At 74.8% G+C, this 25,999-nt stretch carries 25 protein-coding genes; 9 read left to right on the top strand and 16 right to left on the bottom strand.

What is annotated here, in order from left to right; genetic code table 11:
• Positions 1 to 32: 32 nt before the first annotated feature.
• The gene (locus AC07BS_RS12925; RefSeq protein WP_478931979.1) at positions 33 to 674 is read right to left on the bottom strand and encodes a response regulator; all 642 of its coding nucleotides are present in this window, start codon (positions 672 to 674) and stop codon (positions 33 to 35) included.
• Positions 671 to 1,858 carry a sensor histidine kinase gene (locus AC07BS_RS12920; RefSeq protein WP_478931977.1) on the bottom strand — a complete coding sequence of 396 codons (1,188 nt, stop codon included), beginning with the start codon at positions 1,856 to 1,858 and terminating at the stop codon, positions 671 to 673. The genes AC07BS_RS12925 and AC07BS_RS12920 overlap by 4 nt, the downstream gene beginning before the upstream one ends.
• 172 nt (positions 1,859 to 2,030) lie before the next feature.
• On the opposite strand from AC07BS_RS12920, the gene AC07BS_RS12915 reads away from it, so the two are divergent.
• Positions 2,031 to 3,095, top strand: a complete 1,065-nt coding sequence (locus tag AC07BS_RS12915) for an ABC transporter permease (RefSeq protein ID WP_478931975.1) — start codon at positions 2,031 to 2,033, stop codon at positions 3,093 to 3,095.
• Entirely contained in the window at positions 3,092 to 3,859 is a 768-nt protein-coding gene (locus tag AC07BS_RS12910) for an ABC transporter ATP-binding protein (protein WP_478931973.1), read from the top strand. The genes AC07BS_RS12915 and AC07BS_RS12910 overlap by 4 nt, the downstream gene beginning before the upstream one ends.
• Here AC07BS_RS12910 and AC07BS_RS12905 read toward each other — a convergent pair.
• Together AC07BS_RS12905 and AC07BS_RS12900 are read right to left on the bottom strand one after the other, a co-directional pair.
• Positions 3,784 to 4,305: an indole-3-glycerol phosphate synthase gene (locus AC07BS_RS12905; RefSeq protein ID WP_478931971.1), complete on the bottom strand. Its 522-nt coding sequence runs from the start codon at positions 4,303 to 4,305 to the stop codon at positions 3,784 to 3,786. The two genes, AC07BS_RS12910 and AC07BS_RS12905, sit on opposite strands and share 76 nt — an antisense overlap.
• Positions 4,306 to 4,465: 160 nt before the next feature.
• Positions 4,466 to 5,239, bottom strand: a complete 774-nt coding sequence (locus tag AC07BS_RS12900; RefSeq protein WP_478640531.1) for a pyrimidine reductase family protein — start codon at positions 5,237 to 5,239, stop codon at positions 4,466 to 4,468.
• 72 nt (positions 5,240 to 5,311) lie between these two features.
• Between AC07BS_RS12900 and zapE the strand changes: the two genes are divergently transcribed.
• Positions 5,312 to 6,436, top strand: coding sequence for a cell division protein ZapE (zapE, locus tag AC07BS_RS12895; protein ID WP_478640529.1), 1,125 nt, complete (start codon positions 5,312 to 5,314; stop codon positions 6,434 to 6,436).
• Between the two features lie 35 nt (positions 6,437 to 6,471).
• On the top strand, positions 6,472 to 7,359 hold the full coding sequence (locus tag AC07BS_RS12890; RefSeq protein ID WP_478640528.1) for a polysaccharide deacetylase family protein: 888 nt from the start codon (positions 6,472 to 6,474) through the stop codon (positions 7,357 to 7,359).
• 45 nt (positions 7,360 to 7,404) lie between these two features.
• Here AC07BS_RS12890 and treY read toward each other — a convergent pair whose 3' ends face one another.
• Complete coding sequence (gene treY, locus AC07BS_RS12885) at positions 7,405 to 9,729, bottom strand: malto-oligosyltrehalose synthase (RefSeq protein WP_478931968.1); 2,325 nt, start codon at positions 9,727 to 9,729, stop codon at positions 7,405 to 7,407.
• A 46-nt stretch (positions 9,730 to 9,775) separates the two neighbouring features.
• The gene (gene glgX, locus AC07BS_RS12880) at positions 9,776 to 11,908 is read right to left on the bottom strand and encodes a glycogen debranching protein GlgX (protein WP_478640525.1); all 2,133 of its coding nucleotides are present in this window, start codon (positions 11,906 to 11,908) and stop codon (positions 9,776 to 9,778) included.
• Between the two features lie 259 nt (positions 11,909 to 12,167).
• Between glgX and AC07BS_RS12875 the strand changes: the two genes are divergently transcribed.
• From AC07BS_RS12875 to AC07BS_RS12865, 3 genes are all read left to right on the top strand, one after another.
• Positions 12,168 to 13,418, top strand: coding sequence for an SAV2148 family HEPN domain-containing protein (locus AC07BS_RS12875; protein WP_478640522.1), 1,251 nt, complete (start codon positions 12,168 to 12,170; stop codon positions 13,416 to 13,418).
• A 115-nt stretch (positions 13,419 to 13,533) separates the two neighbouring features.
• Positions 13,534 to 14,268: an exonuclease domain-containing protein gene (locus AC07BS_RS12870; protein ID WP_478931965.1), complete on the top strand. Its 735-nt coding sequence runs from the start codon at positions 13,534 to 13,536 to the stop codon at positions 14,266 to 14,268.
• Between the two features lie 208 nt (positions 14,269 to 14,476).
• Positions 14,477 to 15,421, top strand: coding sequence for a zinc metalloprotease (locus tag AC07BS_RS12865; protein ID WP_478640519.1), 945 nt, complete (start codon positions 14,477 to 14,479; stop codon positions 15,419 to 15,421).
• Positions 15,422 to 15,452: 31 nt separating this feature from the next.
• On the opposite strand, the gene AC07BS_RS12860 is transcribed toward AC07BS_RS12865, so the two are convergent.
• Positions 15,453 to 16,325 (bottom strand): phosphotransferase enzyme family protein, encoded by an 873-nt coding sequence (locus tag AC07BS_RS12860; protein ID WP_478931962.1) that lies wholly within the window; start codon positions 16,323 to 16,325, stop codon positions 15,453 to 15,455.
• Between the two features lie 105 nt (positions 16,326 to 16,430).
• Between AC07BS_RS12860 and AC07BS_RS12855 the strand changes: the two genes are divergently transcribed.
• Complete coding sequence (locus tag AC07BS_RS12855; protein WP_478931960.1) at positions 16,431 to 17,642, top strand: macrolide family glycosyltransferase; 1,212 nt, start codon at positions 16,431 to 16,433, stop codon at positions 17,640 to 17,642.
• 113 nt (positions 17,643 to 17,755) lie between these two features.
• A complete protein-coding gene (locus AC07BS_RS12850; RefSeq protein WP_478931959.1) occupies positions 17,756 to 18,388 on the top strand; it encodes a LysE family translocator in 633 nt (210 codons plus the stop codon).
• 25 nt (positions 18,389 to 18,413) lie between these two features.
• Here AC07BS_RS12850 and AC07BS_RS12845 read toward each other — a convergent pair whose 3' ends face one another.
• The 9 genes from AC07BS_RS12845 to AC07BS_RS12805 all read right to left on the bottom strand — a co-directional run bounded on the left by AC07BS_RS12845 (position 18,414) and on the right by AC07BS_RS12805 (position 25,966).
• Positions 18,414 to 19,166 (bottom strand): sirohydrochlorin chelatase, encoded by a 753-nt coding sequence (locus AC07BS_RS12845; protein WP_478640514.1) that lies wholly within the window; start codon positions 19,164 to 19,166, stop codon positions 18,414 to 18,416.
• Between the two features lie 11 nt (positions 19,167 to 19,177).
• Entirely contained in the window at positions 19,178 to 20,077 is a 900-nt protein-coding gene (locus AC07BS_RS12840; protein WP_478640513.1) for an ABC transporter permease, read from the bottom strand.
• Entirely contained in the window at positions 20,064 to 20,897 is an 834-nt protein-coding gene (locus AC07BS_RS12835) for an ABC transporter ATP-binding protein (RefSeq protein WP_478931956.1), read from the bottom strand. Before AC07BS_RS12835 ends, AC07BS_RS12840 begins: the two co-directional genes overlap by 14 nt.
• Before the next feature lie 55 nt (positions 20,898 to 20,952).
• The gene (locus tag AC07BS_RS12830) at positions 20,953 to 22,053 is read right to left on the bottom strand and encodes an aliphatic sulfonate ABC transporter substrate-binding protein (RefSeq protein WP_478931954.1); all 1,101 of its coding nucleotides are present in this window, start codon (positions 22,051 to 22,053) and stop codon (positions 20,953 to 20,955) included.
• A 183-nt stretch (positions 22,054 to 22,236) separates the two neighbouring features.
• Positions 22,237 to 23,562 (bottom strand): sulfate adenylyltransferase subunit 1, encoded by a 1,326-nt coding sequence (locus AC07BS_RS12825; RefSeq protein WP_478931953.1) that lies wholly within the window; start codon positions 23,560 to 23,562, stop codon positions 22,237 to 22,239.
• 2 nt (positions 23,563 to 23,564) lie between these two features.
• Positions 23,565 to 24,482 (bottom strand): sulfate adenylyltransferase subunit CysD, encoded by a 918-nt coding sequence (gene cysD / locus AC07BS_RS12820; protein WP_478640507.1) that lies wholly within the window; start codon positions 24,480 to 24,482, stop codon positions 23,565 to 23,567.
• Positions 24,483 to 24,570: 88 nt separating this feature from the next.
• Positions 24,571 to 25,140: an adenylyl-sulfate kinase gene (gene cysC, locus AC07BS_RS12815; RefSeq protein ID WP_478931951.1), complete on the bottom strand. Its 570-nt coding sequence runs from the start codon at positions 25,138 to 25,140 to the stop codon at positions 24,571 to 24,573.
• A complete protein-coding gene (locus AC07BS_RS12810) occupies positions 25,122 to 25,805 on the bottom strand; it encodes a phosphoadenylyl-sulfate reductase (RefSeq protein WP_478931949.1) in 684 nt (227 codons plus the stop codon). The genes cysC and AC07BS_RS12810 overlap by 19 nt, the downstream gene beginning before the upstream one ends.
• Positions 25,802 to 25,966: a hypothetical protein gene (locus AC07BS_RS12805; RefSeq protein ID WP_478640501.1), complete on the bottom strand. Its 165-nt coding sequence runs from the start codon at positions 25,964 to 25,966 to the stop codon at positions 25,802 to 25,804. Before AC07BS_RS12805 ends, AC07BS_RS12810 begins: the two co-directional genes overlap by 4 nt.
• Positions 25,967 to 25,999 lie beyond the last annotated feature (33 nt).

Below are 25,999 nucleotides of genomic sequence, written 5' to 3'. Positions count from 1 at the left end.
TGCCCCGGCCCGGACGGCCCCGCCCGCGCCCGTCACACCGCCCGGATCAGTCCCGCCGCCAGGCCCGCGGCGACCGCCGCCGTACGGCTGTCGACGCCCAGCTTGTCGTATATGTGCACGAGGTGGGTCTTGACCGTCGCCTCGCTGATGAAGAGCCGCTTGGAGATCTGCCGGTTGGCCAGGCCCTCGGCCACCAGGCCCAGGATCTCCGTCTCGCGCGGCGACAGCGCCGGCCGGCCCCCCGCCCGCACCCGGCCGAGCAGCCGGGCGGCGACCGGCGGGGCCAGCACGGTCTCGCCGCGCGCCGCCGCGTGGACGGCGGCCGCCACCTCCTCGGGCGGGGCGTCCTTGAGGAGGTAGCCGGTGGCCCCGGCCTCGACGGCGGCCAGGATGTCGGCGTCGGTGCTGTACGTGGTGAGGATCAGCACGGCGGGCGGGCGGGGCAGCGCGGTGATGCGCCGGGTGGCCTCCACGCCGTGCATCCCGGCGCCCATCTGGAGGTCCATGAGCACGACGTCGGGCCGTACCCCCTCGTCCAGCAGCCGCAGCGCCTCCGCGCCGTCGGCGGCCTCGCCCACGGCCGTCACGTCCGGCAGGTCGTCGACCATGGCGCGCAGCCCGCGCCGTACGACGGGGTGGTCGTCGACCAGGAGGACCCCGATGAGCCGGTTCACGCCGCCTCCTCCAGGGCCGCCGGGTCCAGGGCTCCCGCCCCGGTGGGCAGGGCTGCGGCGATCGCCGTGCCCTCGCCCGGCGCCGACTCGACGACGAGGGTGCCGCCGAGCTCGGCGATCCGCTCGCGCATGCCGTGGAGGCCGAAGGTGCGGCGGCCGTCCGCGGGGCCGTCGCCCGGCGCGAAGCCGACGCCGTCGTCGAAGACGTCGAGGGTCACCTGCCCGTCGAGGTAGGCGAGGGTGACGGCGGCGTGCTCGGCCCGCGCGTGCCGGGCGACGTTGGCCAGCGCCTCCTGGGTCAGCCGCAGCAGGGCCACCTCGGTCTCCACCGGCAGCGGGCAGGGCTCGCCGTCGAGGCGGAAGACGGCCCCGGGGACGGTGCGCGCGGTCACCCGGCGCAGCGCCTCGGGCAGCGGCGCGTCCTCCAGGGCGGGCGGGGTGAGGGCCTGGACGAAGCGACGGGCCTCGGCGAGGTTGTCGGCGGCGGTCCGGCCGATCTCGCGGACCCGGGCCCGGGCCGTGCCGGGGTCGGCGCCCTCGGCGGCGCGGGCGAGCAGCACGATGCTGGAGAGGCCCTGGGCGAGCGTGTCGTGGATCTCGCGGGCGAGCCGCTGCCGCTCCGCCAGCCGGCCGGCCTCGCGCTGGGCGGCCGCCAGCTCGTCCCGGGTCCGTACGAGGTCGTCGATCAGCAACTGGCGGCGGCGGCTCTCGCGGGACAGCGCCGCGTAGCCGTAGGCGGTGAAGATCGCCACGCAGGCGCCGGCCACCGGGCCGACCACCTTGGGCACGGTCAGCCCGCCCGGCCCGCCGGCCTGGGCCGCCACGACGGCGGCGGTGGCCGCGGCGACGGCCGGGTGCGCCCACCGCACCGGCATGGCGCGGAGGAAGAGGAAGAAGAGCGGGAACGCGACGTAGCTGAAGCCGCGGTCCACGGCCAGCAGCGCCAGCCACAGCCCGGTGACGGCGGCGAGCCACGCCCCGGGGCGCGCGGCGCGCCGGACGACCCCGGCGCCGTACGCGCCGGCCAGCGCCACCGCGAGGGCCGGCACCGCGCCCGGCGCCCGCCCGGCCAGGGCATGGACGGAGGCGACGGCGAGCAGCGCGTAGAAGGCGGCGTGCAGCGCGAGGCGCACCAGCGGCGGCGAGGGCACGTGGGCGGGGTCACGGGGGCCGGCGGGTCTCATCCCGTCGAGCGTACGGGGCCGCGCGGGGCCCGCCGCCACGCCGGGCATCAACCGTTCGATGGATTTCCGTGTGCACCGGACGGGCGAGCCCACGACCACCCCTTGCCCCGATACCGGAGGGAGGCCCCCGCCGGAAGGCTGGAGGGGTCCCGCACCGGCCCCGGAGGATCCCTTGTTCGTCGCGCTCCGTGACATCCGCTTCGCCCGAGGACGGTTCGCCCTCATGGGCACCGTCGTCGCGCTGATCACCACCCTGGTGGTCTTCCTCAACGGCCTGACCGACGGGCTCGGCCGCGAGGCGTCGTCGGCCGTCGCCGGGCTGCCGGCGGACCGGATCGTCTTCGGCGCCCCGGCCGGGGCCGAGCCCGAGGTGTCGTTCTCCAACAGCACGCTGGACGACCGGCAGGCCGCCGCGTGGCGCGCCGCGCCGGGCGTACGGTCCGCCGAACCGCTGGGCGTGGCCATGACCCGGCTGACCGCCCACGGCTCGGCCACGTCGGTGAGCGTCTTCGGCACGTCCGGGCGGCTGCGCCCGGCCCCGCTGCGCGGCGACCAGCCGGGGGAGGGGCAGGTGGCCGTGAGCGAGCGGCTGGCCCGGACGCACGGGCTGCGCCCGGGGGACCGGATCACGCTGGGCGCCCGGGAGCTGACCGTCAGCGGCGTCACCCCCGACCGCGGCCACGGGCACGCGCCCGCCGTGTGGACGACGCTCGCCGACTGGCGGCGGGTGAGCCATCAGGGCGGTCCCTCCGCGCTGGCGGTGACCGGCGGCGGCGCGCCCGCCGGGGACGTCGCGCGCACCACCCGGGCCGTCTCCCGCGCGGACGCGCTCGACGGCATCGACGGCTACGCGGCCGAGCACGGCACCCTCCTGCTGGTGCAGGGCTTCCTCTTCGTGGTGAGCGCGCTGGTGGTGGGGGCCTTCTTCACGGTGTGGACGGTGCAGCGGCGCCCGGACGTCGCGGTGCTGAAGGCGCTGGGCGCGAGCGGCGGCCACCTGCTGGTGGACGCCCTCGGCCAGGCCGCCGTGGTCCTGGTGGCCGGGGCCGCCGCGGGCGCGGCCGCCGGCACGGCGGGAGGTGCGTTCGCCGCCCGGGCCGTGCCCTTCGAGCTGGGCCCGTCCACGGTGGCCCTCCCGGTGGCGGCGATGGTGCTGCTGGGCCTGGCCGGGGCCGCGCTCGCCGTACGCCGCATCACGTCCGTCGACCCGCTGACCGCCCTGGGAGCCACCCGATGAGCACCTCGACCGCCGCCCTCCGCCTGGAGGACGTCCTCCTCACCTATCCGGACGGCGACCGCGCGCTCACCGCGTTGGACCGGGTGTCGCTGACCGTGGCGCCCGGCGAGCTGGTGGCCGTCGCCGGGCCGTCGGGCTCGGGCAAGTCCACCCTGCTGGCGGTCGCGGCGACCCTGTTGCGCCCGGACGCGGGGCGGGTGGTCGTCGCGGGCCGCGACACCGGCCCGATGACGGCGCGGGAGCGCACCGCGCTGCGCCGCGAGCGGATCGGCGTCGTCTTCCAGCAGGCGAACCTGCTGCCCTCGCTGACGGCCGAGGAACAGCTGCTGGCCGTGGCGCGGCTGCGCGGCGAGGGGGTCCGGGCGAGCCGGGCCCGGGCGGGGGAGCTGCTGGCATCGGTCGGGCTGGACGCCGCCAAGCGGCGCCGCCGCCCGCACCAGCTGTCCGGCGGCGAGCGGCAGCGCGTGAACATCGCCCGCGCCCTGTGGGGCGGCCCCGCGGTGCTGCTGGTGGACGAGCCGACCTCGGCGCTCGACCACGAGCGGGGCGAGCGCGTCATGGAGCTGCTGGCCGAGGTCACCCGGCGGCACCGCACGGCGACCGTGCTGGTCACCCACGACCGGGCGCTGCTGGGCCGCGCCGACCGGGTGCTGACGATGACCGACGGCCGGCTGGCCGCCGGCCCGGCTCACTCCTCGGCGCCGCCCGTCCGTACGGAGCCCTCGCCGCCCGCCGCGTCCTCCTCGTCGTCGCCGTGCGCGTAGAGCTTGAGGACGGGCACGCCGACCTTGTGGCGGGCGCGGGAGGCCCAGTCGCGGTGGAAGAACTCCTCGACCAGGTGGGGTGCGGTCAGCACGATGACCTCGTCGGCGTGGGTCTGCTCGACGACGGACCGCAGCAGGTCCAGCGGGTGGTTGTCGATGATCTGCCCGACGGCCTCGCAGCCCGCCGCCCGCAGGCGCTGGAGGGAGTGCTCCAGCGCGAGGGCGGCCGGCCGCAGGGCCGCCTCGCCCTCCGGCTCGTCGGCCTCGTGGACGGCCTGCTCCAGCTCGCCGAGGGCCACGTCGTCGATGGCGCGCAGCAGCCGGTCCTCGTCACCTCTGGGGCGCATGAGGACGACGAAGGACATGGCGTCGTCGTGCAGGGTCGTGACGAAGTCGACATCCGTGCCGGACAGCGGCTGTTCGATCATCAATACGCTCGTGAACACGGTGGGCGCGCCCTTCTTCTCCTTGGGCCACCGGGCCCAACAGAAACCATCCTGCGCGTGCTCCCGTGAGCCCGCCTGTTTTGGTCCACTGCCCTCGGGAAAGCGTCTGACTCAATTCTGCCCACGGGAACGGAACCGGAACGGGAAATTCCGTCGATTGTCAGATCCTCCGGTACCGGGTGAAGAGGAAACCGCCCTCCTCCAGCACCGATCCCAGCGCGAACCGCTCCGGGACCGCCAGCGGCGGCCCCGCCATGATCCGTGGCGCCGTGCCCGTGGCCACCACCGGAGCCAGTGACAGGCACATCTCGTCCAGCACCCCGGCCGAGGCGAACTGCCCCAGCAGCCGGGGACCGCCCTCCGTCAGCAGCCGCGTCAGCCCCCGCCCGGCCAGCACACCGGGCACGCGCGCGGGATCCACCCCGCGCCCCTCGCCCGCCACGACCACCTCGGTGCCCGCCGTGCGCGCCGCCGCCACCCGCTCCGCCGGGGCGTCCGCGCCCGTCAGTACGAGCGTCGGCACGAGCGGCGAGGTGAACAGGGGGAGCGAGAAGTCCAGGTCGAGCCCGGCGCTCACCACGGCGATGACGGGCGCGGGCCCCTGCCCGAGCGCCGCCCGCCGCGCCGCGAAGGCCTCCCGCGCCCGCGCGGGCCGGTAGCCCTCCTGCCGCACCGTCTCGGCCCCGACCACCACCGCGTCGGCCAGCCCCCGCAGCGTCCCGAAGATCCGCATGTCGGCCGCCGAGGACAGCGGCTGCGAGCGGCCCTCGTGATGGGCGGCGCCGTCCAGGGAGGAGACCATGTTGGCCCGCAGCCACGCCGTCCCGGCCGGTATGTCGTCCGGGTACGCGTAGAGCCCGGCGAGCTCGTCCAGCCCCCATTCGCGGTCCTCGAGATCGGCGGGGCTGAGCGGGGAGGGGAACAGGCGTCGCATAGGCGGCAGTGTGACATGGCTCGCCCCCCGTGCGAGCCTCCCCGCCCGCATCCGGGGCTACGCTGGACAGCTGTGTCGTCCTCCACCGCAGTACCCACCAGCGCCACTGGCACCACCGCACCCGGCTCCGGAGCCGGGCACGACGGCGGGCCCGTAGCCCTCACCTCGCGCGCCCCGCACGTCCCCGCCGACCGTCTGGTCGCCGAGATGGTGCCCCCGCCGCGTTTCGGCTCGGTGCGGTTCGACAACTACATACCCGACGCCAAGCAGCCCAGCCAGGCGCAGGCCGTCACCACCCTCGCCGCCTTCGCCGGCGGCCTCGGCGGCCCGGCCGCGGGCGACGGCGGCCGCAGGCGCTGGTTCCGCCGCGAGGCGAAGCCCGCGGCGCCCACCGGCCCGCGCGGCGTCTACCTCGACGGCGGCTACGGCGTCGGCAAGACCCACCTGCTGGCCTCCCTCTGGCACGCCACCGCCGCCGCCCCCGAGCGGAAGGCCTTCGGCACCTTCGTCGAGCTGACCAACCTGGTCGGCGCCCTCGGCTTCCAGCAGACCGTGCGGACCCTCGGCGGTCACACGCTGCTGTGCATCGACGAGTTCGAGCTCGACGACCCCGGCGACACCGTCCTGGTCTCCACCCTCCTGGGCAAGCTCGTCGACGCCGGCGTGGCGCTCGCCGCCACCTCCAACACCCTGCCCGGCAAGCTCGGCGAGGGCCGGTTCGCCGCCGCCGACTTCCTGCGCGAGATCCAGGGCCTCTCCGCCCACTTCCGCCCACTGCGCATCGACGGCGAGGACTACCGCCACCGCGGCCTGCCGGAGGCGCCCGCCCCCTTCGACGACGCCACCGTCGAGCGCGTCGCCCACACCACCCCCGGCGCCTCCCTCGACGCCTTCCCCGACCTGCTCGACCACCTCTCCACCGTCCACCCCAGCCGCTACGGCGCCATGTGCGACGGCATCGAGGCCGTCTGCCTGACCGGCGTCCGCCCGGTCCCGGACCAGTCGACGGCCCTGCGCCTGGTGGTCCTCGCCGACCGCCTCTACGACCGCGAGGTGCCGGTGCTGGCGTCCGGCCGCCCGTTCGACGAGCTCTTCAGCGAGGAGATGCTGAACGGCGGCTACCGGAAGAAGTACTTCCGCGCCATCTCCCGCCTCACCGCCCTCGCCCGCGACGCCAAGGGGCTCGTCGAGAAGTAGCGGGGCCCGCTCCCCGGGGGCGGTACGGTTCCCTGGTGCTCCCCACCCACCCCCACCCGCGCGCTCGCGCGGTCCTCGCCGTGCTCCTGTGCGGGGCGGCGCTCACCGCCTGCGGCGGCTCCGACGGCACGGGCCGCCCGGCCGCCGCCGACGGGCGGAAGACCGCCTCCTCCGCCCCGGCGGCCCCCGCCGCACCGTCGTCCGCGCCGGCGGCCACCGCCGCGCCCACCCTGCCGCCGGGCCCCGGCGGCACCACCCCGGTCTTCTCGCACGGCCGCCGCGACGGCGCCAAGCGCGTCGCCCTCACCTTCGACGCCGACATGACGTCCGATCAGGGCCCGCGCGCCGCCCGCGGGGAGCACTTCGACAACCCCGGGCTCATCGCGACGCTCCGCCGCCTGAAGGTGCCCGCCACCGTCTTCATGACCGGCCGGTGGGCGGAGCAGTACCCGGACCAGGCCCGGTCCATCGGCGACGACCCCCTCTTCGAGGTCGCCAACCACTCCTACAGCCACCACGCGTTCAGCACCCCCTGCTACGGCCTGCCCGCCGTGCCGCGCGGCGCGGCCCGCGCCGACGTCGAGCGCGCCTTCGCGGCCTTCCGCACCGCCGGGGTCCGCAACACCGTGCCGTACTTCCGCTTCCCGGGCGGCTGCCACGACCGGACGGTACTGAAGGAACTGGGCCCGGCGAAGGTGACCGCCGTGCAGTGGGACGTCGTCAGCGGCGACGCCTTCGCGAAGCAGGCGGGGCCCGTCGCCACCACGGTGATCTCACAGGCCGGGCCGGGCTCGGTGGTGGTGATGCACTGCACCCGCAGCGCGGCCCCGACAACGGAGGAGGCGGTCCGGAGGATCGTCCCGGCGCTACGGGAGAAGGGCTACGAGCTCGTCCGAGTCTCGGACCTCATGCGCGACGCCTGACCGGGCTGCGCCCGGTGTCCTCGATCGCCGGACGGGCTGAAAGGCTCACCCCTCCCGCACCAGCAACACGACCGACCCGTCCAGTCGCACCCAGCCCTCGTACACGCGCCCGCTCAGCACATCCCGCCACACCCCCCGCGGCAACGCCAGCACCCTCTCCCCCGGAGGGATCCGGTGCGGAAGCCGCGCCGCCCCCACCACCACCGCCCCCGCCCTCCCGAACGCCACCACCCCCTCCGGCGCCTCCAGCGGCTCGTAGCCCCCCTCCGCCCCGAACCACTCCGGATGCGTCCGGCGCAGCCGGAGGGCCGTGCGGGTGAGGGCCAGCTTCTCCGCCGACAGCCCGGCCGGTGCCGGCTCGTCGAAGCGCGGGGGCCGCCGGTTGTCCGGGTCGACCAGGGCCGCGTACACCCGCTCGGTGCCCATGTACACGTCCGGCACCCCCGGCATCGTCAGGTGCAGCAGCGTCGCCCCCAGGACATGCGCCCGTACGTTCGGCGCGGTGGCCCGGGTCAGGGGGGCCAGCCCGGCGTACGGTTCGCCGCCGGGGCCGGCCTCGACGAAGGCGCGGACCGCCTCCTCGTAGGCCGCGTCCGGTTCCGTCCATGTCGTCAGCAGGGCCGCCTCGCGCACGCTCTTGAGGACGGCCGGTACGAGCCGCGCGGGGTCGGCCTCGCCGAGTCCGAAGGCGGTCTGCCAGGCGGTCCAGGCCACGTGCGGGTCGGGGCCGGGGACGTCGGCCCACAGCCGGTCCATGAGGTCCGCCCACTGCCGAGGGTGGGCGGTGAGCGCGGCGATCCGGGCGCGGACGTCCGCGCTGCGTTTGGTGTCGTGGGTGGAGAGGGCGGTGCCCGTGGCGGGCCAGTCGCGCTGGAGCCGCGCGCAGTGGGCGTGGAACTCCGCGGGGGTGACCGCCGGGCGGTCCGGCAGGCCGCCGACCTCGTTGGCGGACAGCAGGGGCGCGTAGCGGTAGAAGGCGGTGTCCTCGACGGACTTGGCGCGCAGCGCGGAGGCGGTCTGGGCGAAGCGGGCGCAGAAGTCCCGCTGGTCCGGCCCGTCGCCCAGCCGTCCGAGGGCGGCGTCCCTGATGAACTCGACGGCCCGGGCCTCCTCGGGGACGGTGAAGGCGGTGCGCGCCCCTTGGGCGGCCTCGTCGAGCAGGGCGGCGTCCGTCGCGGTGACGGGCCGGCCGGGCAGCGCGTAGGGGCGGTAGACGGGCAGCCGGACGAGGATCTCGCACAGGGCGGTGCGCAGCGCCCAGGGGGCGTGGTCGCGCAGGTGGTGGGAGGTCTCGCGGAGCCGTGCGGCGGTGCGGACCAGCCGGTCGGTCTCGGCGGCGAGCTCGTGGGTGACGATGCGGTACGCGGCGCGGCGTACGGTCGGCTGCCAGTCGCCGCCCCGGTCGGCGGCGGGGCCGGCGAAGGCGCGGTAGGCGGCGGCCAGCTCGCCGGCCCCGTCCGGGTCGGTGAAGAGGCCGTCGAGGTGGCGCAGGGTGTCGTAGCCGGTGGTGCCGGCGACGGGCCAGCCGGCGGGCAGCCGTTCGTCGCCGCTGAGGATCTTCTCCACCACGGTCCACCGGCCGCCGGTGGCGCCGGCGAGGCGGTGGAGGTAGCCGGCCGGGTCGGCGAGGCCGTCGGGGTGGTCGACGCGGAGGCCGTCGAGGACGCCGTCGGCGAGCAGGGCGAGCACCGTGGCGTGGGTGGCGGCGAAGACCTGGGGGTCCTCGGCGCGCAGCGCGATCAGCTCGGAGACGGTGAAGAAGCGGCGGTAGTTCAGTTCGGTGCGGGCGAGGCGCCACCAGGCGGGGCGGTACCACTGGGCGTCCAGCAGCTCGGTCAGGGGCAGCCGCTCGGTGCCGGGCCGCAGCGGCAGGACGTGCGCGTGGTAGCGCAGGACGTCGCCGTCCACCGTGAAGCGTTCCAGCTCGTCGCCGAGCGGCCCGGCGAGCACGGGCAGCAGCAGCCGGCCGCCGTGTTCGGCCCAGTCGATGTCGAACCAGCGGGCCCAGGGCGAGGCGGGGCCGTCGCGCAGGACGTGCCACAGCGGGCCGTTGAGCCGCTCGGGCGCGGGCATGGCCATGTGGTTGGGCACGATGTCGAGGATCAGCCCCAGCCCGTGCGCGTGGGCGGTGCGGGCGAGGGCCCGCAGTCCCTCCTCGCCGCCCAGCTCGGCGCGGACGGCGGCGTGGTCGACGACGTCGTAGCCGTGGGTGGAGCCGGGGACGGCCTCCAGGACGGGGGAGAGGTGGAGGTGGGACACGCCCAGGGCGGCGAGGTGGGGCACGGCCCGTTCGGCGGCCCGGAAGGGGAAGCCGGGCTGCAGCTGGAGCCGGTAGGTGGCGGTCGGCGGGGCGGTGCTGTCGCGCTTCACGGGAACATGCGTACCCACCGCTCCCGGGGGTCATGACCCGCCGCCGTCAGGCGGGGCGCCGCAGGACGGCCAGACTGCGGTCGGTGAGCGTCAGCCGCTCCCCGGCGCCGACCTCGGGGCCGCCGGACACGACGCCGTCGGGGCGGGCGGTGTCGAGGACGACCCGCCAGCGCCGGCCGTGGTCGGCGGGGACGACGAATTCCAGGGGCCGGTCGTGGGCGTTGAACATCAGCAGGAAGGAGTCGTCGAGGACCGGCTCGCCGCGCGGCCCGGGCTCCGAGATGGCGCTCCCGTTGAGGAAGACGGTCAGGGAGCGGGCGTGGGCGGCCTGCCAGTCGCTGTCCCGCATCTCCTCCCCTTCCGGGGTGAACCAGGCGATGTCGGACAGATCGTTGTGGGTGCCCTGCACCGGGCGGCCGTGGAAGAAGCGGCGCCGCCGGAAGACCGGGTGGTCGCGGCGCAGCCACACCAGCGACCGGGTGAAGCGCAGCATCCGGCGGGCCCGCTCGGCGGCCTCGCCCGTGTCGCCCTCCTCCGGCCAGCGCAGCCAGGAGACCTCGTTGTCCTGGCAGTAGGCGTTGTTGTTGCCGCCCTGGGTGCGGGCGAACTCGTCGCCGTGGCTGAGCATGGGCACGCCCTGGGAGACCATCAGGGTGGCGATGAAGTTGCGCATCTGGCGCTCGCGCAGGGCGAGCACCGCGGGGTCGTCGGTCGGGCCCTCGGCCCCGCAGTTCCAGGAGCGGTTGTGGCTCTCGCCGTCCTGGTTGTCCTCGCCGTTGGCCTCGTTGTGCTTGCCGTTGTACGCGACCAGGTCGTGGAGGGTGAAGCCGTCGTGGCAGGTGACGAAGTTGACGGAGGCCAGCGGGCGCCTGCCGTCGCCCTGGTACAGGTCGGAGGAGCCGGTCAGGCGGGAGCCGAACTCGGCCAGGGTGGCCGGCTCGCCCCGCCAGAGGTCCCGGCAGGTGTCCCGGAATTTCCCGTTCCACTCGGTCCACAGGGGCGGGAAGTTGCCGACCTGGTAGCCGCCCTCCCCGACGTCCCACGGCTCGGCGATCAGCTTGACCCGGCTGACCACCGGATCCTGCTGCACCAGGTCGAAGAACGACGAGAGCCGGTCCACCTCGTGGAACTGCCGGGCCAGCGTCGCCGCCAGATCGAAGCGGAAGCCGTCCACCCGCATCTCGGTCGCCCAGTAGCGCAGCGAGTCCATGATGAGCTGGAGCACATGCGGGCTGCGCATCAGCAGGGAATTGCCGGTGCCGGTGGTGTCCGTGTGATAGCGCGGGTCGTCCGCCAGCCGGTAGTACGAGCAGTTGTCCAGCCCCCGGAAGGAGAGCGTCGGCCCCAGGTGGTTGCCCTCGGCCGTGTGGTTGTAGACCACATCGAGAATCACCTCGATGCCCGCCGCGTGCAGCGCCCGCACCGCCGACTTGAACTCCAGCACCTGCTGGCCCCGGTCGCCCCACGAGGCGTAGGCGTTGTGGGGGGCGAAGAACCCGATGGTGTTGTAACCCCAGTAGTTGGCCAGCCCCGCGTCCACCAGCCGGTGGTCGTTGACGAACTGATGGACCGGCATCAGCTCGATGGCGGTCACCCCCAGCTCCGTCAGATGCTCGATCACGGCCGGGTGCGCCAGCGCCGCGTAGGTGCCGCGCACCTCCTCCGGCAGCGCCGGGTGGCACATCGTCAGGCCCTTGACGTGCGCCTCGTAGATGACCGTGCGGTGGTAGTCCGTGCGCGGCGGCCGGTCGTCGCCCCAGTCGAAGTACGGGTTGACCACCACCGATGTCATCATGTGCGGCGCCGAGTCCATGTCGTTGCGCTTCTCCGGCCGCCCGAAGTGGTAGCCGTAGACCGCCTCGCCCCAGTCGATCGCCCCGCTCACCGCCTTCGCGTAGGGGTCGAGCAGCAGCTTGGCGGAGTTGCAGCGCAGCCCCCGCTCCGGCTCGTACGGGCCGTGCGCCCGGAAGCCGTACCGCTGACCCGGCATCACCCCCGGTAGATAGGCGTGCCGTACGAAGCCGTCGGACTCGCGCAGCTCCACCGCCGTCTCCGAGCCGTCCTCGTGCAGCAGGCACAGCTCCACGCGCTCGGCGGCCTCCGAGAAGACCGCGAAATTGGTGCCGGCGCCGTCGTACGTCGCGCCCAGGGGATACGCCTGTCCCGGCCAGACCTGCATGAGCGAAAGTGTTCCACCCCGGGCGGCCCTTTCCGCAGATCTTCCCCAAAACCGTGGCGACCGGGTGACGCGGGCCACCGCCGGGCCGCCTCCCACCCTTCTGGCTATGAATCAGATCACGTCCGTGGCACGGCCGTCGGACAACGGCCACGTCCGGCGGCCGAGTTGTCCCGGGCCTCCGACGAGCGCGGATGCACCGCCCCGCGCCCGCACAGTAATCTGCCTTGATCGTTGGACGGGGGCGGAAGGCGGTGCACTGGTGAGCTCGGGCGGGCTGGAGCTGCCCCCTGGAGACGGAAGTCCCGAGGGTGACGGCTCGACCGACACGCCACCGGGCGTGATGTCCTTGACCCGGCCCCGGGAGATCGGGGCGGAACTGGACTGGGGCGCGGAGGCCTGGGACGAGGTGCGCACGCGCGCCCGCCGGGCCGGACGCGCCTACATCTGGCTGAATCTCGTCGAACAGCGGCTGCGGGCGGTCGTGGCCGCCGTGCTGCGCCCGGTCTACGAGCCGGTGCACGGCGACGAGGAATGGGTCGTCGCCGCCGCCGGGCCCGCGGGCCAGGAGTGGGTCCAGCGCGCCGTGGCCGTCCGCGAGGTCAGCCGCCGCAAGGGCTATCTGCTCGACCCGGCGGACGACAACGTCCTCAGCTTCCTCACGCTGCCCCAGCTGCGCGAGCTCCTCGTCCAGCACTGGCCGTGCTTCGAGCCCTACCTCGACGACCGGCGCGAGCTCGAACTCGCACTGGACGAGCTGGAGGTGGCCCGCAACGTCGTCTCCCGCAACCGCGCCCTCTCCGAGACCGTCCTCGCCCAGGCCGAACGCGCCTCCGCGCGGCTGCTGGACATCCTCGGCGGCGGCACCGGCGCCCACGGGCCCTCGGCCGACCGGCTGCCCGTCGACGCCGTCGAGGACCTCGTCGGCGACCGCTTCGCCGACGTCGTGGGTGTCCACCCCGACCGGGTGCGGCTCCAGCGCCAGCTGCCCGTGGAGGACCTCTTCGGCAGCGCCCGCCGCCTCGACGCCGTCGGCATAGGCCTGAACCTGCTCGTCCAGAACTACTCCGGGCGCCGCCTGGTGCGGCTCGCCGAGACCGGCTGCCGGGCCCGGCTGCTCTTCCTCAACCCGGCCAGCAGCGCCGTACGCCGCCGCGAGCGGGAGCTGGGCATCAAGAAGGGCGAGATCAGCCGGTCCGTCGAGATGAACATCATGCACATGCGGCGGGTGCGCGACCGGCTGCGCGACCCCGCCGCCTTCGAGATCCGCGTCTTCGACGAGACCCCGCGCTTCACCGCCTACCTCGTCAACGGCGACGGCTCGGACGGCCTCGCCGTCGTCCAGCCCTACCTGCGCCGGGCCCGCGGCATGGAGTCCCCCGTGCTGGTGCTGCGCGGCGGCGGCCGCGACGTGCTGCGTCAGGGCCGGTCCGCCGACGAGGACGGCGGGCTGTTCGGCACCTACCGCGAGGAGTTCGAGGGGGTCTGGGCCGACTCCCGGCCGGTCTCCTGAGCGCCGCGTCCGGCGGGGCCGGGGCCTGTCCCGGGACGTGTCCCGGGGGTTGTCAGTGCCCTGTGCGAGGCTGGGTGACCAGACGGGGGAAGCACCACCAGAGGGGGGAACCGCCATGGCCTGGCACGAGGAGCGGCTGATCGGATTCGACCTGGAGACCACGGGCACCGACCCCGCCCGGGCGCGGATCGTCACGGCGGCGGTCCTGGAGACCAAGGGCGGGGAGGTGGCCGCGAGCCGGCTCTGGCTGGCGGACCCCGGCGTGCCCATCCCGGACGAGGCGGCCGCCATCCACGGCGTCACCACCGAGCGCGCCGCCGCCGAGGGGCGGCCCTCGGCCGAGGTCGTGGACGAGATAGCCGCCGCCCTCGCCGGCCACTGGGCGCTGGGCGTGCCGGTCGTCGCCTACAACGCCTCCTTCGACCTCAGCCTGCTGGCGGCGGAGCTGCGCCGGCACGGCCTGCCCTCGCTCGGCGAGCGGCTGGGCGGTCCCGGCCCCGGCACCGGCACCGGCCCCGGCTTCGGCACCGGGCCCGTCGTCGACCCGTACACCATCGACCGGCACGTCGACCGCTATCGCAAGGGCCGGCGCACGCTCGAGGCGGTCTGCCGGGAGTACGGCGTGGTGCTCGACGACGCCCACGAGGCGGGCGCGGACGCCCTCGCGGCCGTCCGCGTGGCGCTGGCCACCGCGCGCCGGTATCCGGGCGTCGCCGCCGCCGACCCGTGGGAGCTCCACCGCGACCAGGTCCGGTGGTACGCGGAGTGGGCGGCCGGATATCAGGCCTGGCTGCGGCGGCAGGGGGAGTCCGGGGCGGTGGTCGACAGGTCCTGGCCGCTGCGGGGGTAGCCGGCGCGGGGGACTGGAGGGGCTGAGGGGCTGGAGGGGCGTCCGGGCGGGCGGATGCGGAATGCCTTGGTGTACTTCTTCCGGATTCCGTCATGCCCATGGATGCCGGGGCTGTCCGGGTCTACGGTAATCCGTACCGGGCCCGCGCTCACCCCCCATCACCGCCGCCGCCGCCGCTGCGCGTCGCGGCGATCCGAGGAGGCGCACCGTGCCCGAGAACCCTCCGCCGGCGGCCGGGCGGCCGCCCGAGGGGCTGCTGTGCGGGACCATGGAGGTCCACCGCCGGCTGCTCACCGAGAACGCCGCCTACGCCCGCGCCCGTACGGCCATCGAGAACCGCGCGTTCGCCTACGAGAGAGGGCACGCCGTGACCGCCCGCACGGGCGTGACGACCGTGCCCGTCGTCGTCCACGTCGTCCACGACGGCCCGGAGCGGAACATCGACGACGCCCAGGTCCTCAGCCAGATCGACGTCCTGAACCAGGACTTCCGGATGCTCAACCCGGACGTCGCGGGCGTGCCCGAGGTGTGGCGGGACCGCGCCGCCGACTGCCGGGTCGCCTTCCGCCTCGCCACCACCGACCCGGACGGCCGGGCCACCGGCGGCATCACCCGCACCGCGACCACCGTGACCGGCTTCGGCACCGACGACGCGGTGAAGTCCACGGCCCGCGGCGGCCGGGACGCCTGGCCCGCCGACCGCTACCTGAACCTCTGGGTCTGCGCCCTGGAGGGCGGCCTGCTGGGGTACGCCCAGTTCCCCGGCGGCCCGGCGGCCACCGACGGCGTGGTCGTCCGCGACACCGCCTTCGGCAACCGCGGCACCGCCACCGCGCCGTTCGGCCTCGGCCGCACGGCCACCCACGAGGTGGGCCACTGGCTGAACCTCCACCACATCTGGGGCGACGACGGCACCGGCTGCGGCGGCAGCGATCTCGTCGCCGACACCCCCAACCAGGGCGGCCCCAACTTCGGCACCCCGGTCTTCCCGCACCTCTCCTGCCGCAACGGCCCCCACGGCGACATGTTCATGAACTTCATGGACTACGTCGACGACGCGGCCATGTTCATGTTCACCGCGGGCCAGGCCACCCGGATCGACGCCACCCTCGACGGCCCCCGCTCCTCCTTCCTCTCCGCCCCGGCGCCGTAGGGCCTGTCCGGGGACGGGCCCGGGCGGCCGCTCAGAAGGGGTACCAGCGCACCGCCGGGTCGCCGTCCCGCAGCGAGGCGACCCGGCGCCGGAACTCCGCGAGGGCGGCCGGGTTGCCCGGCGCGTGCTGCGCCACCCAGGCACAGCTGGCCGTCTCCCGGGCGCCGCGCAGCACGCCGCAGCCCTCCCACTCGCGCACGTCCCAGCCGTAGGTGTGGACGAAGGAGTGGTAGGCCTCCGGGTCCAGCCCGTAGCGGTCGCGGCTGAGGGCCATCACCACCAGGTCGTGCTCCCGCAGGTCCACGGCGAAGGTCTCCAGGTCCACCAGCACCGGGCCGTCGGGCCCGATGTGGACGTTGCGCGTGAGGGCGTCGCCGTGGATGGGCCCCGGCGTCAGGTGGGGCGTCAGCGCGGCGGCCGCGGCGGCGAAGCCGTCCCGGCGCTCGCGCAGGTAGTCGGCGTCGGCGGGGTCGATCGCGTCCCCGGCCAGGCGCAGCCAGCGCTCGACGCCGCCGAGGAGGTCGCGGTGCGGCAGGGCGAAGTCCGGCGCGGGCAGCGCGTGGACCAGCCGCAGCAGCTCCGCCAGGTCGGCGGTGCCGGCCGGGCGTGCGGCGTCGGGGAGCCGCCGCCAGAGGGTGACGGGGTGGCCGTCGGCCGTCAGTGCCTCGGGCGCCGCGGCCCGGACGGCGGGCACGCCGCCCTCGGCCAGCCAGGCGGCGACCCGCAGCTCCCGGCGGGCGCGGTCGAGGAGCGAGGCGTCGCGGCCGACCTTGGCGACGAGGTCCCCGGCGGCGAAGACGGCGTTCTCGCCGAGCGAGATCAGGGTCGCGTCCGCGGCGGGCAGGGGGGTTCCGGCGGCCGCGAGGAGCTCGCGCGCCCGCTGTTCCGTAAATGCTGTGTCCACCGCGCCAGTGTCCCCCGGGGCGGTGTGGTGAACCGCACGGGGGCGCGCGCCGGGGTTGGCGGGAAATCGCTTCAGCGGTACGTTTCGTCTTCCTATTCTCCGATCATGACGACTTCCACGGGTCAACGCCCCGCCCACATCGCGATGTTCAACGTCGCGGCCGCCGGACACGTCAACCCCAGCCTCGACGTCATCCGGGAGCTCGTCGACCGCGGTCACCGGGTCACCTACGCCATACCGGAGAAGTACGCCGACCTGGTCGCCTCCACCGGTGCGGAGCCGCGCATCTACGACTCGCCGTTACCCACGGACGGCGACCCCGACCTGTGGGGGACCGAGATGATCGACCATCTCGAGCTCTTCCTGGAGAACTCGGTCCGGTCGCTGCCCCAGCTGGCCGCCCTCTACGAGGACGACGAGCCGGACCTCGTCCTCTACGACAGCCTCACCTACGCGGCGCGCGTGCTCGGCCACCGCTGGAAGGTGCCCGCCGTCCAGATGTGCTCGCACTTCGTCCCCTGGGACGGCTACGAGGAGGAGGTCGCCGAGCCCTTCTTCCGCCCCCTGCTGGAGACCGACAAGGGCCGCGCCTACCACGAGCGCTTCGCCGGCTGGCTCGCGGAGAACGGCATCACCGCCATCACCCCCGAGCTCTTCGCGACCCGGCCCGACCGGTGCGTCGCCCTCATCCCGCGCGCCATGCAGCCCAACGTCGACCGGGTCGACCCCGCCGTCTCGTCCTTCACCGGCTCCTGCCAGGGCGACCGCCCCGACCAGACCTGGGAGCCCCCGGCCGGTGCCGAGAAGGTCCTGCTCGTCTCCCTCGGCTCCACCTTCACCAAGCGGCCCGCCTTCTACCGCGAGTGCATCGCCGCCTTCGGTGACCTGCCCGGCTGGCACGTCGTCCTGCAGATCGGCAAGCACATCGACATCGCCGAACTGGGCACGATTCCCGCCAACTTCGAGGTCAGCTCCTGGGTTCCGCAGGTCGCCGTCCTCCGCCGGGCCGACGCCTTCGTCACCCACGCCGGCATGGGCGGCTGCAAGGAGGGCCTCGCCGCCGGGGTGCCCATGGTCGCCGTGCCCCAGGCGGCCGACCAGTTCGGCAACGCCGACGTCCTCCAGGCCCTCGGCGTCGCCCGGCACGTCCCCGCCGAGGAGGCCACCGCCGCCACCCTGCGCGAGGCCGTCCTCACCCTCACCGCCGACCCCGCCGTCGCCGCGCGCCTGGCGGAGCTCAAGGCCGAGGTGAACGCCGAGGGCGGCGCCCCGTACGCGGCCGACCTGATCGAGGCGGAACTTCGGGCATCCCGGTAACCCCTGGTACGGTCCCGTCCCATCGGCTGTCGCGCCCAACCCCCACGGGGCGCGACAGCCGTTCGTGGTGAGAGGCTCGGGGCGACGCACCGTACGAGAGGAGCACCACCCTCATGACCAGCGCGATCCTGGGCTTCGCCCTCTTCTCCCTCCTGGTGGCCATGGCCCCCGGCCCGGACACCCTCCTCGTCCTGCGCAACTGCCTGCGCGGCGGCCGCCGCACGGGCGGCGCGACCGCTCTCGGCGCTGCCGTCGGCTCCCTCGCCTGGGGCGTGGCCGCCGCCTTCGGCCTCGCGGCCGCCCTCCAGCGCTGGGACGCCGCCTACACCGTGGTCCGCCTGGCCGGCGCCGCCTACCTCGTCCTCCTCGGCGCCCAGGCCCTGTGGGCCCAGCGCCGCGGCACGGCACCGGCGACGACGGCGGAGCCGGACGCCGGCACCGCCCCGGCCGTCGGGGAGGCCTTCCGCCAGGGCCTGTTCAGCTGCCTGCTCAACCCCAAGGTGGGCGTCTTCTTCGTCGCCGTCGTGCCGCAGTTCCTCCCCGAGGGCGGCGCGGTCCTCGGCACCACCCTCCTCTTCGGCGCCGTCGACGCCCTCGTCGCGGCCGCCTGGCTCCTCCTCGTCACCGCCGGCGCCACCCGAGCCCTCACCTGGCTCCGCCGCCCCCGCGTCCACCGCAACCTGGAACTCACGACGGGCGGCGTCCTGGTGGCCCTGGGCGTCGGCACGGCGGCGGAATCGGTCTGAGCCCCGATCGTCCCGGCGCCCCCGCTCAGCCGGTGGCCGCCACGAGCCGGGACGACGCGGCGCGGGCCTCCTCGTAGCGGCGCAGCAGGAGGGTGAGGACCTCCGGGGCCGGGCCCAGAGTGGTGGCCAGGGTGTCGGCGGCCGCCGTCCGGGCGCCGGTGGCTATGCGGTCCGGGAGGCGGCCGGGGGCCAGGACGTACGGGGCGACCGCGACGTGCCGTACGCCCTCGGCCCGCAGCGCGCGTACGGCGTCCTCGGTACGGGGGGAGGAGGCGGAGGCGAACGCGGGTCGCACGGCGCACCAACCGGCGGTGTGCCGCCACTCCCGCGCGATTTCAGCGATCACCGCGATCGCCTCCGGGTCGGAGGAGCCCGCCGAGGCCAGGACGACCCCGGTCGAGCTCCGGTCGCCGTCGCGGACCCCGGCCTCCCGCAGCCGTCGTTCCAGCGCTGCCGTGAGCAGCGGCGACGGGCCGAGGACGCCGGCCTGGTGGACGGTCAGCGACGGCAGGACGGACGTCGCCCGGTTCAGGACGGCCGGGATGTCGGACTTCGCGTGGAACGCCCGGGTCAGCAGCAGCGGGACCGCCACCACCTCCCGTACGCCCTCCGCCGCCAGCCGTTCCAGGACGCGGGGCACGGACGGCGCGCAGAAGTCCAGGAAGCCCGCCTCCACCCGCAGGCCCGGCCGGCGGGCCGCGATCCCGTCGCGCAGCGCGGCGACGGTCGCCGCGTGCCGGGGGTCGCGGCTGCCGTGCGCCACGAGGAGCAGCACCATGTCGCGACCGGCTACTGACGCGCCGCCAGGCCGCGCGTGCGCAGCACCCGGCGTTCGAGCGGGCTGAAGACGATCAGGTCGATGGCGATGCCGACGAACAGGATGAGGAGGATGCCGAGCAGCACCCCCGGCATGTCCGAGTCGGTGCGGGCGTTCTCCAGGTACTGGCCGAGGCCGAGGCCCAGGTCGGGGGAGGAGGCGATGAGCTCCGCCGCCATCAGCGAGCGCCACGAGAACGCCCAGCCCTGCTTCAGCCCGGCGATGTAGCCCGGGAGCGCGGCCGGCAGCAGGACGTGCCGGGCTCCGCGCGCCCCGGTGGCGCCCATCGTGCGGCCCGCCCGCAGGTACAGCGGCGGCACCTGGTCGATGCCGGAGACCAGGCCGTTGGCGATGGACGGCACCGCGCCCAGCAGGATCACCGCGTACATCGCCGCGTCCGTGATGCCCAGCCAGATCACCGCGGCGGGCACCCAGGCCACCGACGGCAGCGACTGGAGCCCCGACAGGATCGGCCCCAGGGCCGCCCGGACGAACGGGACCCGCGCCACCAGCAGGCCCAGCGGCGTACCGATGGCCAGCGCCGCCAGGAACCCCAGCAGGCCGCGCGAGACGCTGGTCCAGACGATGTCGAACAGCGTGCCGGCCAGCCACAGCTCGCGCAGGCTGTCCCACACCGCCGACGGGTCGGGCAGCTTGTAGTCGTCGGTGACACCGGCCAGCACCAGCAGCTTCCACACGACCACCACCAGCACCGCCGCCGTGACCGGCGGCAGCACCTTGGTGAGCAGCACCTGCCGCAGTGGCGGGCGCCCGGCCGGGACCGCGTCCAGCGCGTCGAGGCCGGCCTCCAGGCCCGCGAGGCCGTCCTCGGCGGCCCGGCCCGGGGTCCGGGCCGTGTCAGTTCCCGCCATGGCGCCGGATCTCCCTCCGCAGCTCCTCGGTGATCTCCACCGACAGGTCGGCCACCGCCGCGTCCTCGATCCGGCGCGGCTGCGGAATGTCCACCTCCCACTCCCGGACGACCCGGCCCGGCCGGGACGACAGCAGCACCACGCGCTCGCCCAGCCGCACCGCCTCGCGGACGTTGTGGGTGACGAACAGCACCGACAGCCGCGTCCGCGACCAGACACGGGTCAGCTCGTGGTGGAGCACGTCGCGCGTGATGGCGTCCAGCGCCGCGAACGGCTCGTCCATCAGCAGCACCCGGCTGTCCTGGGCCAGCGCCCGGGCCAGCGCGACGCGCTGCCGCATGCCGCCCGACAGCTCGTGCACCCGCTTGCCGTACGAGCCGCCCAGCCGGACCAGCTCCAGGAGCCGCTCGGCCTCGGCCCGCCGCTCGGGCCGCGGCACCCCGCGCAGCCGCAGGGCCAGCTCGATGTTGCGGCCCGCCGTCAGCCACGGGAACAGCGCGTGTTCCTGGAACATCAGCGCCGGGCGCCCGCCGGGCACCTCGATGGTGCCGGCGGACGGCCGGTCGAGGCCGGCCACGAGGTTCAGCAGCGTCGACTTGCCGCAGCCCGAGGCGCCCAGCAGGCACACGAACTCTCCGGGGCGCACATCGAGCGTGATGTCCTCCAGCACGGCCCGCTCCGCGCCGGGGCGGCCGTAGCGCTTGTGGACGCGGTCGATGCGGACCGCCGGCCGTATGTCGTCGTCGAGGACGGCCGTGCCGGACGGATCGCCGGCCCTGCCGAGGGGACCGGGCGTGTCGGTGCTCAGAGCCGGGGTCATCCGGACACCTCCTGATCGGGGAGCGGGCCTGCGGGCCCCTACTGCCGCGTACACGTCACTGCCTTTCCGGCTTCGGCGCCTCGACCGCGGGCCTGCCCTCGGACTTGAGCACCTTGTTCAGCGGGCCCAGGTCGTAGATGCCGGACAGGTCCGGCTTCTCCAGCAGTCCCGCCTTCACCGCGTGGTCCGCCTGCGCCTGGAGCGTCGTCGACAGCGGGTCGTCCGTCGTGGTGATGGACTGCCACGCGGGGTCGAGCACCTCCGCCGGGAGCTCCTTGCCGGTCAGGCGCGCGAGCGCCGCGTTGACCGACGCCTTGGCGCGGTCCGGGTTCGCCGCGATCCAGGCGTTGGTGCGCACCGAGCCGCGCAGCACCGCCTCGACCACGTCGGGGTGGGCGTCGAGGAACGTCCGCGACACGATCACATTGGTGATCACGAACTTCCCGCCGGGCCACAGGGTGCTCTCGTCCAGCAGCACCTTCCCGCCCTCCGCGACCAGCTTGGACGCCGTCGGCTCCGGCACCCAGGCGCCGTCCACGGAGCCCGACTTGAAGGCGTCGGGCGTCACCTTGTTGTCCGTACGGACGACCGAGACGTCGCCCTTGCCGCTCTGCGGGTCGACCTTCCAGCCCTGGCGGGCGATCCAGTCGAGGAAGGCCACGTCCTGGGTGTTGCCCTTCTGCGGCGTGGCGATCCGCCTGCCCTTGACGTCCTCCAGGGAGCCGATCTTCTTCGGGTCCACGACGAGCTTCACACCGCCGGAGGCCGAGCCCGAGACGATACGCAGGCTCTTGCCCCCGGACTTCACATAGCCGTTGATCGCCGGCGACGGCCCGATCCAGCCGATGTCGATGGAGCCGGCGTTGAGCGCCTCGATCTCCGAGGGGCCAGCGTTGAACGTGGTCGACCGGACCTTGGTACCGCCGAGCGCCTTCTGGAGGATGCCCTCCTGCTCGCCGATCAGCGGCGTGGCGTGGGTGATGTTGGGGAAGTAGCCGATCCGCACGGTGTCGGCGGAGAGTTTGGTGCCCGTGGCGGCGGCGGGACCGGCGGCCTTCGAGTCCTTCTGGGACCCGTAGCCGCAGGCCCCGAGGCCACTGATCAGCAGGGGCAGGGCGGCGAGCGCCAGCAGGCGCCGGCGGGCTGGGGACGGCACGAGGGGGGTTCCTCTCGTTCGGCGAGGGGGACGGTGGACACGGGACGGGGGAGTCGCCGGGCAGGGGCGGACGTCAGCCCGCACATCGCCCCACACCGCCCTGCCCACTGCCGAGGGCGCCGCTGCCGATCCGGCCCCCCTCCTTGTCGAACGTCGCGAAGGCGTCCCGCGCCTGCCCCGTCATCACTGGAAGTCCCAGCCGTCGTCGTCGGCCGCCGCGCGCGGGGCGTCCGCGGCGAACGCCGTTCCCGCCATGCCCGCCGTCAGCGTCGTGCCGTCGGCGGGGTCGATGAGGAGGAAGGAACCGGTGCGCCGGGAGTCGGCGTAGGCGTCGAGGGCGAGGGGCTCGGCGGTGCGCAGGACGATCCGCCCGATGTCGTTGGCGGCCAGCTCGCCCGGGTCGGGGTGGTGGGTGAGGTCGTCGAGGGCCAGCCGCGACGGCACGGCCTTCACCAGGGCCTTGACGGTCCGGGTGGTGTGCTTGACCAGGACGCGGTCGCCGGTGCGCAGGGGGCGGTCGGCCACATGGCAGACGGTGGCCTCGACGTCCCGGGTCGTGGTGGGCGCCGCGTCGGCGGGGGCGATGAGGTCGCCGCGCGAGATGTCGAGGTCGTCGGCGAGCCGGAGGGTGACCGACTGCGGCGCCCAGGCCACGTCCACCGGCCCGGCCAGGCCGTCGATGGCGGCGATCGTGCTCGTACGCCCCGAGGGCAGGACGGTGACCCGCTCGCCGACGCGCAGCACCCCGGAGGCGACCTGGCCCGCGTAGCCCCGGTAGTCGGGGTGCGCGGCCGTCCGCGGGCGGATCACGTACTGGACGGGGAAGCGGGCGGGCTCGGCGGTCGGATCGCTGCCGACCGGCACGGTCTCCAGGTGCTCCAGGACGGTCGGGCCGCCGTACCAGTCCATGTGCGCGGACGGGGTCACCACGTTGTCGCCCGCGAGCGCCGAGATCGGGATCGCGGTGACCTCGGGCACCCCCAGCGAGGCGGCGTACGCGCCGAACTCCCCCGCGATCGCGGCGAAGGCGGACTCGGCGTAGCCGACGAGGTCCATCTTGTTGACGGCCAGCACCACGTGCGGGACCCGCAGCAGCGCCGCGACGGCGGCGTGCCGGCGGGTCTGCTCGACCACGCCGTTGCGGGCGTCGACCAGCACCACGGCCAGCTCGGCGGTGGAGGCGCCGGTGACCATGTTGCGGGTGTACTGCACATGGCCGGGCGTGTCGGCCAGGATGAAACGGCGGCGGGGCGTGGCGAAGTAGCGGTGGGCGACGTCGATGGTGATGCCCTGCTCGCGCTCGGCCCGCAGCCCGTCGGTGAGCAGCGCCAGGTCGGGGGCGTCCTGGCCGCGGCCCAGGGAGGCCCGCTCGACGGCCTCCAGCTGGTCGGCCAGCACCGACTTGGAGTCGTGGAGCAGGCGGCCCACGAGCGTGGACTTGCCGTCGTCGACGCTTCCCGCGGTGGCGAAGCGCAGCAGTGACGTCGCCCGGTCGGTCTCGGTGCTCATGCCTAGAAGTACCCCTCGCGCTTGCGGTCCTCCATCGCGGCCTCCGACAGCTTGTCGTCGGCCCGGGTCGCGCCCCGCTCGGTCAGCCGGGACGCGGTGATCTCGGCGATGACGGCGTGGATGGTGGCGGCGTCGGAGTCGACGGCACCCGTGCACGACATGTCGCCGACGGTGCGGTAGCGCACTCTGCGTCTCTCCACACGCTCGCCGTCGCGGGGGCCGCCCCAGTCGCCCGGGGCCAGCCACATGCCGTCGCGGGCGAACACCTCGCGCTCGTGCGCGTAGTAGATCGAGGGCAGGTCGATCTTCTCGCGGGCGATGTACTGCCAGACGTCCAGCTCGGTCCAGTTCGACAGCGGGAAGACGCGCACGTGTTCGCCGGGGGCGTGCCGGCCGTTGTAGAGCTGCCACAGCTCCGGGCGCTGCCGGCGCGGGTCCCAGCCGCCGAACTCGTCCCGCAGCGAGAACACCCGCTCCTTCGCCCGGGCCTTCTCCTCGTCACGCCGCCCGCCGCCGAAGACCGCGTCGAAGCGGTGCCGGGCGATGGCGTCCAGCAGCGGCACCGTCTGCAACGGATTGCGGGTGCCGTCGGGACGCTCGCGCAGCTCGCCCCGGTCGATGAAGTCCTGCACGGACGCCACGTGCAGCCGCAGGCCCAGCTCGGCGACCGTGCGGTCGCGGTAGCCGAGCACCTCGGGGAAGTTGTGCCCGGTGTCCACGTGCAGCAGCGCGAACGGGACGGCCGCGGGGGCGAACGCCTTCAGCGCCAGGTGCAGCATGACGATGGAGTCCTTGCCACCCGAGAACAGGATCACGGGCCGCTCGAACTCCCCGGCCACCTCTCTGAAGACGTGCACGGCCTCGGACTCCAGCGCGTCCAGATGGGTGAGGGCGTACGGACTGTCCGCCACGGCATTCACAGCATCTCCTCGTTCGCTTCTCCGCCCGCGCGGCGCAGAGGTGCGGCCATCTTGGTCGTCTGCGGCCCGGCGGCCGCGCGTGCGATGCTCACAGCAACCCCCTCCCCGCCAGCAGCCCGTACAGTGCCTCCGCCGACTCCTCCACGCCCTGCTCGTGCGCCGCGATCCGCAGGTCCGGATCGGCCGGCACCTCGTACGGGTCGTCGACGCCGGTGAGGCCCGAGAGCTCGCCCGCGGCCTGCCGGGCGTACAGGCCCTTCACGTCCCGGACGGAGCACACGTCCACCGGGGTCGCCACATGCACCTCCACATAGCCCGTGCCGTGCGCCCCGTGGTGCTTGCGGACCGCCTCGCGGGAGTCCGCGTACGGCGCGATGACGGGGACGAGCACCGTCACGCCGTGCGCGGCCAGCAGCCGGGCGACGAAGCCGATCCGTCGGACGTTGGTATGCCGGTCCTCGCGGGAGAAGCCCAGGCCGGCCGAGAGGAATTCGCGGATCTCGTCGCCGTCCAGCACCTCCACCGGTCGTCCCTCGCCGCGCAGCCGCTCGGCGACGGCTCGCGCGATGGTCGTCTTGCCCGCGCTGGGCAGGCCGGTGAGCCACACGGTGGCGCCCACGCTCATGCCGGTTCTCCCTGTCATCCGTGAAGCCCACATTCCGTTTTGCCGCGGCCCGCCCAGCGGCCGGCGCGCGCGTCCTCGCCTTCCCGTACCCGTCTCGTGCACGGCGCGCACCCGACGGAGGCGTAGCCGTCCATCAGCAGCGGGTTGGTGAGCACGCCGTGCTCGGCGACGTAGGCGTCCACGTCGTCCTGGGTCCAGCGGGCGATGGGGGACACCTTGACCTTCCGGCGCCGCGCGTCCCAGCCCACCACCGGGGTGTGCGCCCGGGTGGGGGACTCGTCGCGGCGCAGCCCGGTGGCCCAGGCGTCGTAGTGCTCCAGGCCCCTGGCGAGCGGCTCCACCTTCCGCAGCGCGCAGCACAGGTCGGGGTCGCGGTCGTGCAGCCGCGGGCCGTGGGCCGCGTCCTGCTCGGCGACGCTCAGCCGGGGGGTGAGGGTGACGACGCGGACGTCCATCACGGCCGCCACCGCGTCGCGCGTGCCGATGGTCTCCGGGAAGTGGTAGCCGGTGTCCAGGAAGACGACGTCGACGCCGGGCCGGGCCCGCGCGGCGAGGTGGGCGACCACCGCGTCCTCCATGGAGGAGGTCACACAGAAGCGCTCGCCGAAGGTGTCGGCCGCCCAGCGCAGGATCTCCAGCGCGGGCGCGTCCTCCAGCTCGCGGCCGGCCTTCGCGGCGAGCTTCTCGAGGCCGGTCATATTCGCTCCTCGACCGGGCCCCGGGACAGGAGCCCGAGGAAGGAGAGCTTGAACGCGCGGTTGCAGGAGCCGCACTCCCAGACGCCGTGGCCCTGCTCACCGGGCCGCAGATCCTCGTCACCGCAGTAGGGGCAGTAGAACGGGGCGGCGCGCTCGCTCATGGCCCCTCCTGATTGTTCGCTTCTCCGCCCGCG

This window comes from Streptomyces sp. NPDC044063 (genome assembly GCF_056434285.1).
Note: the sequence above shows the minus strand (reverse complement) of the source record. Positions and strands in the feature narration are given on the sequence as shown.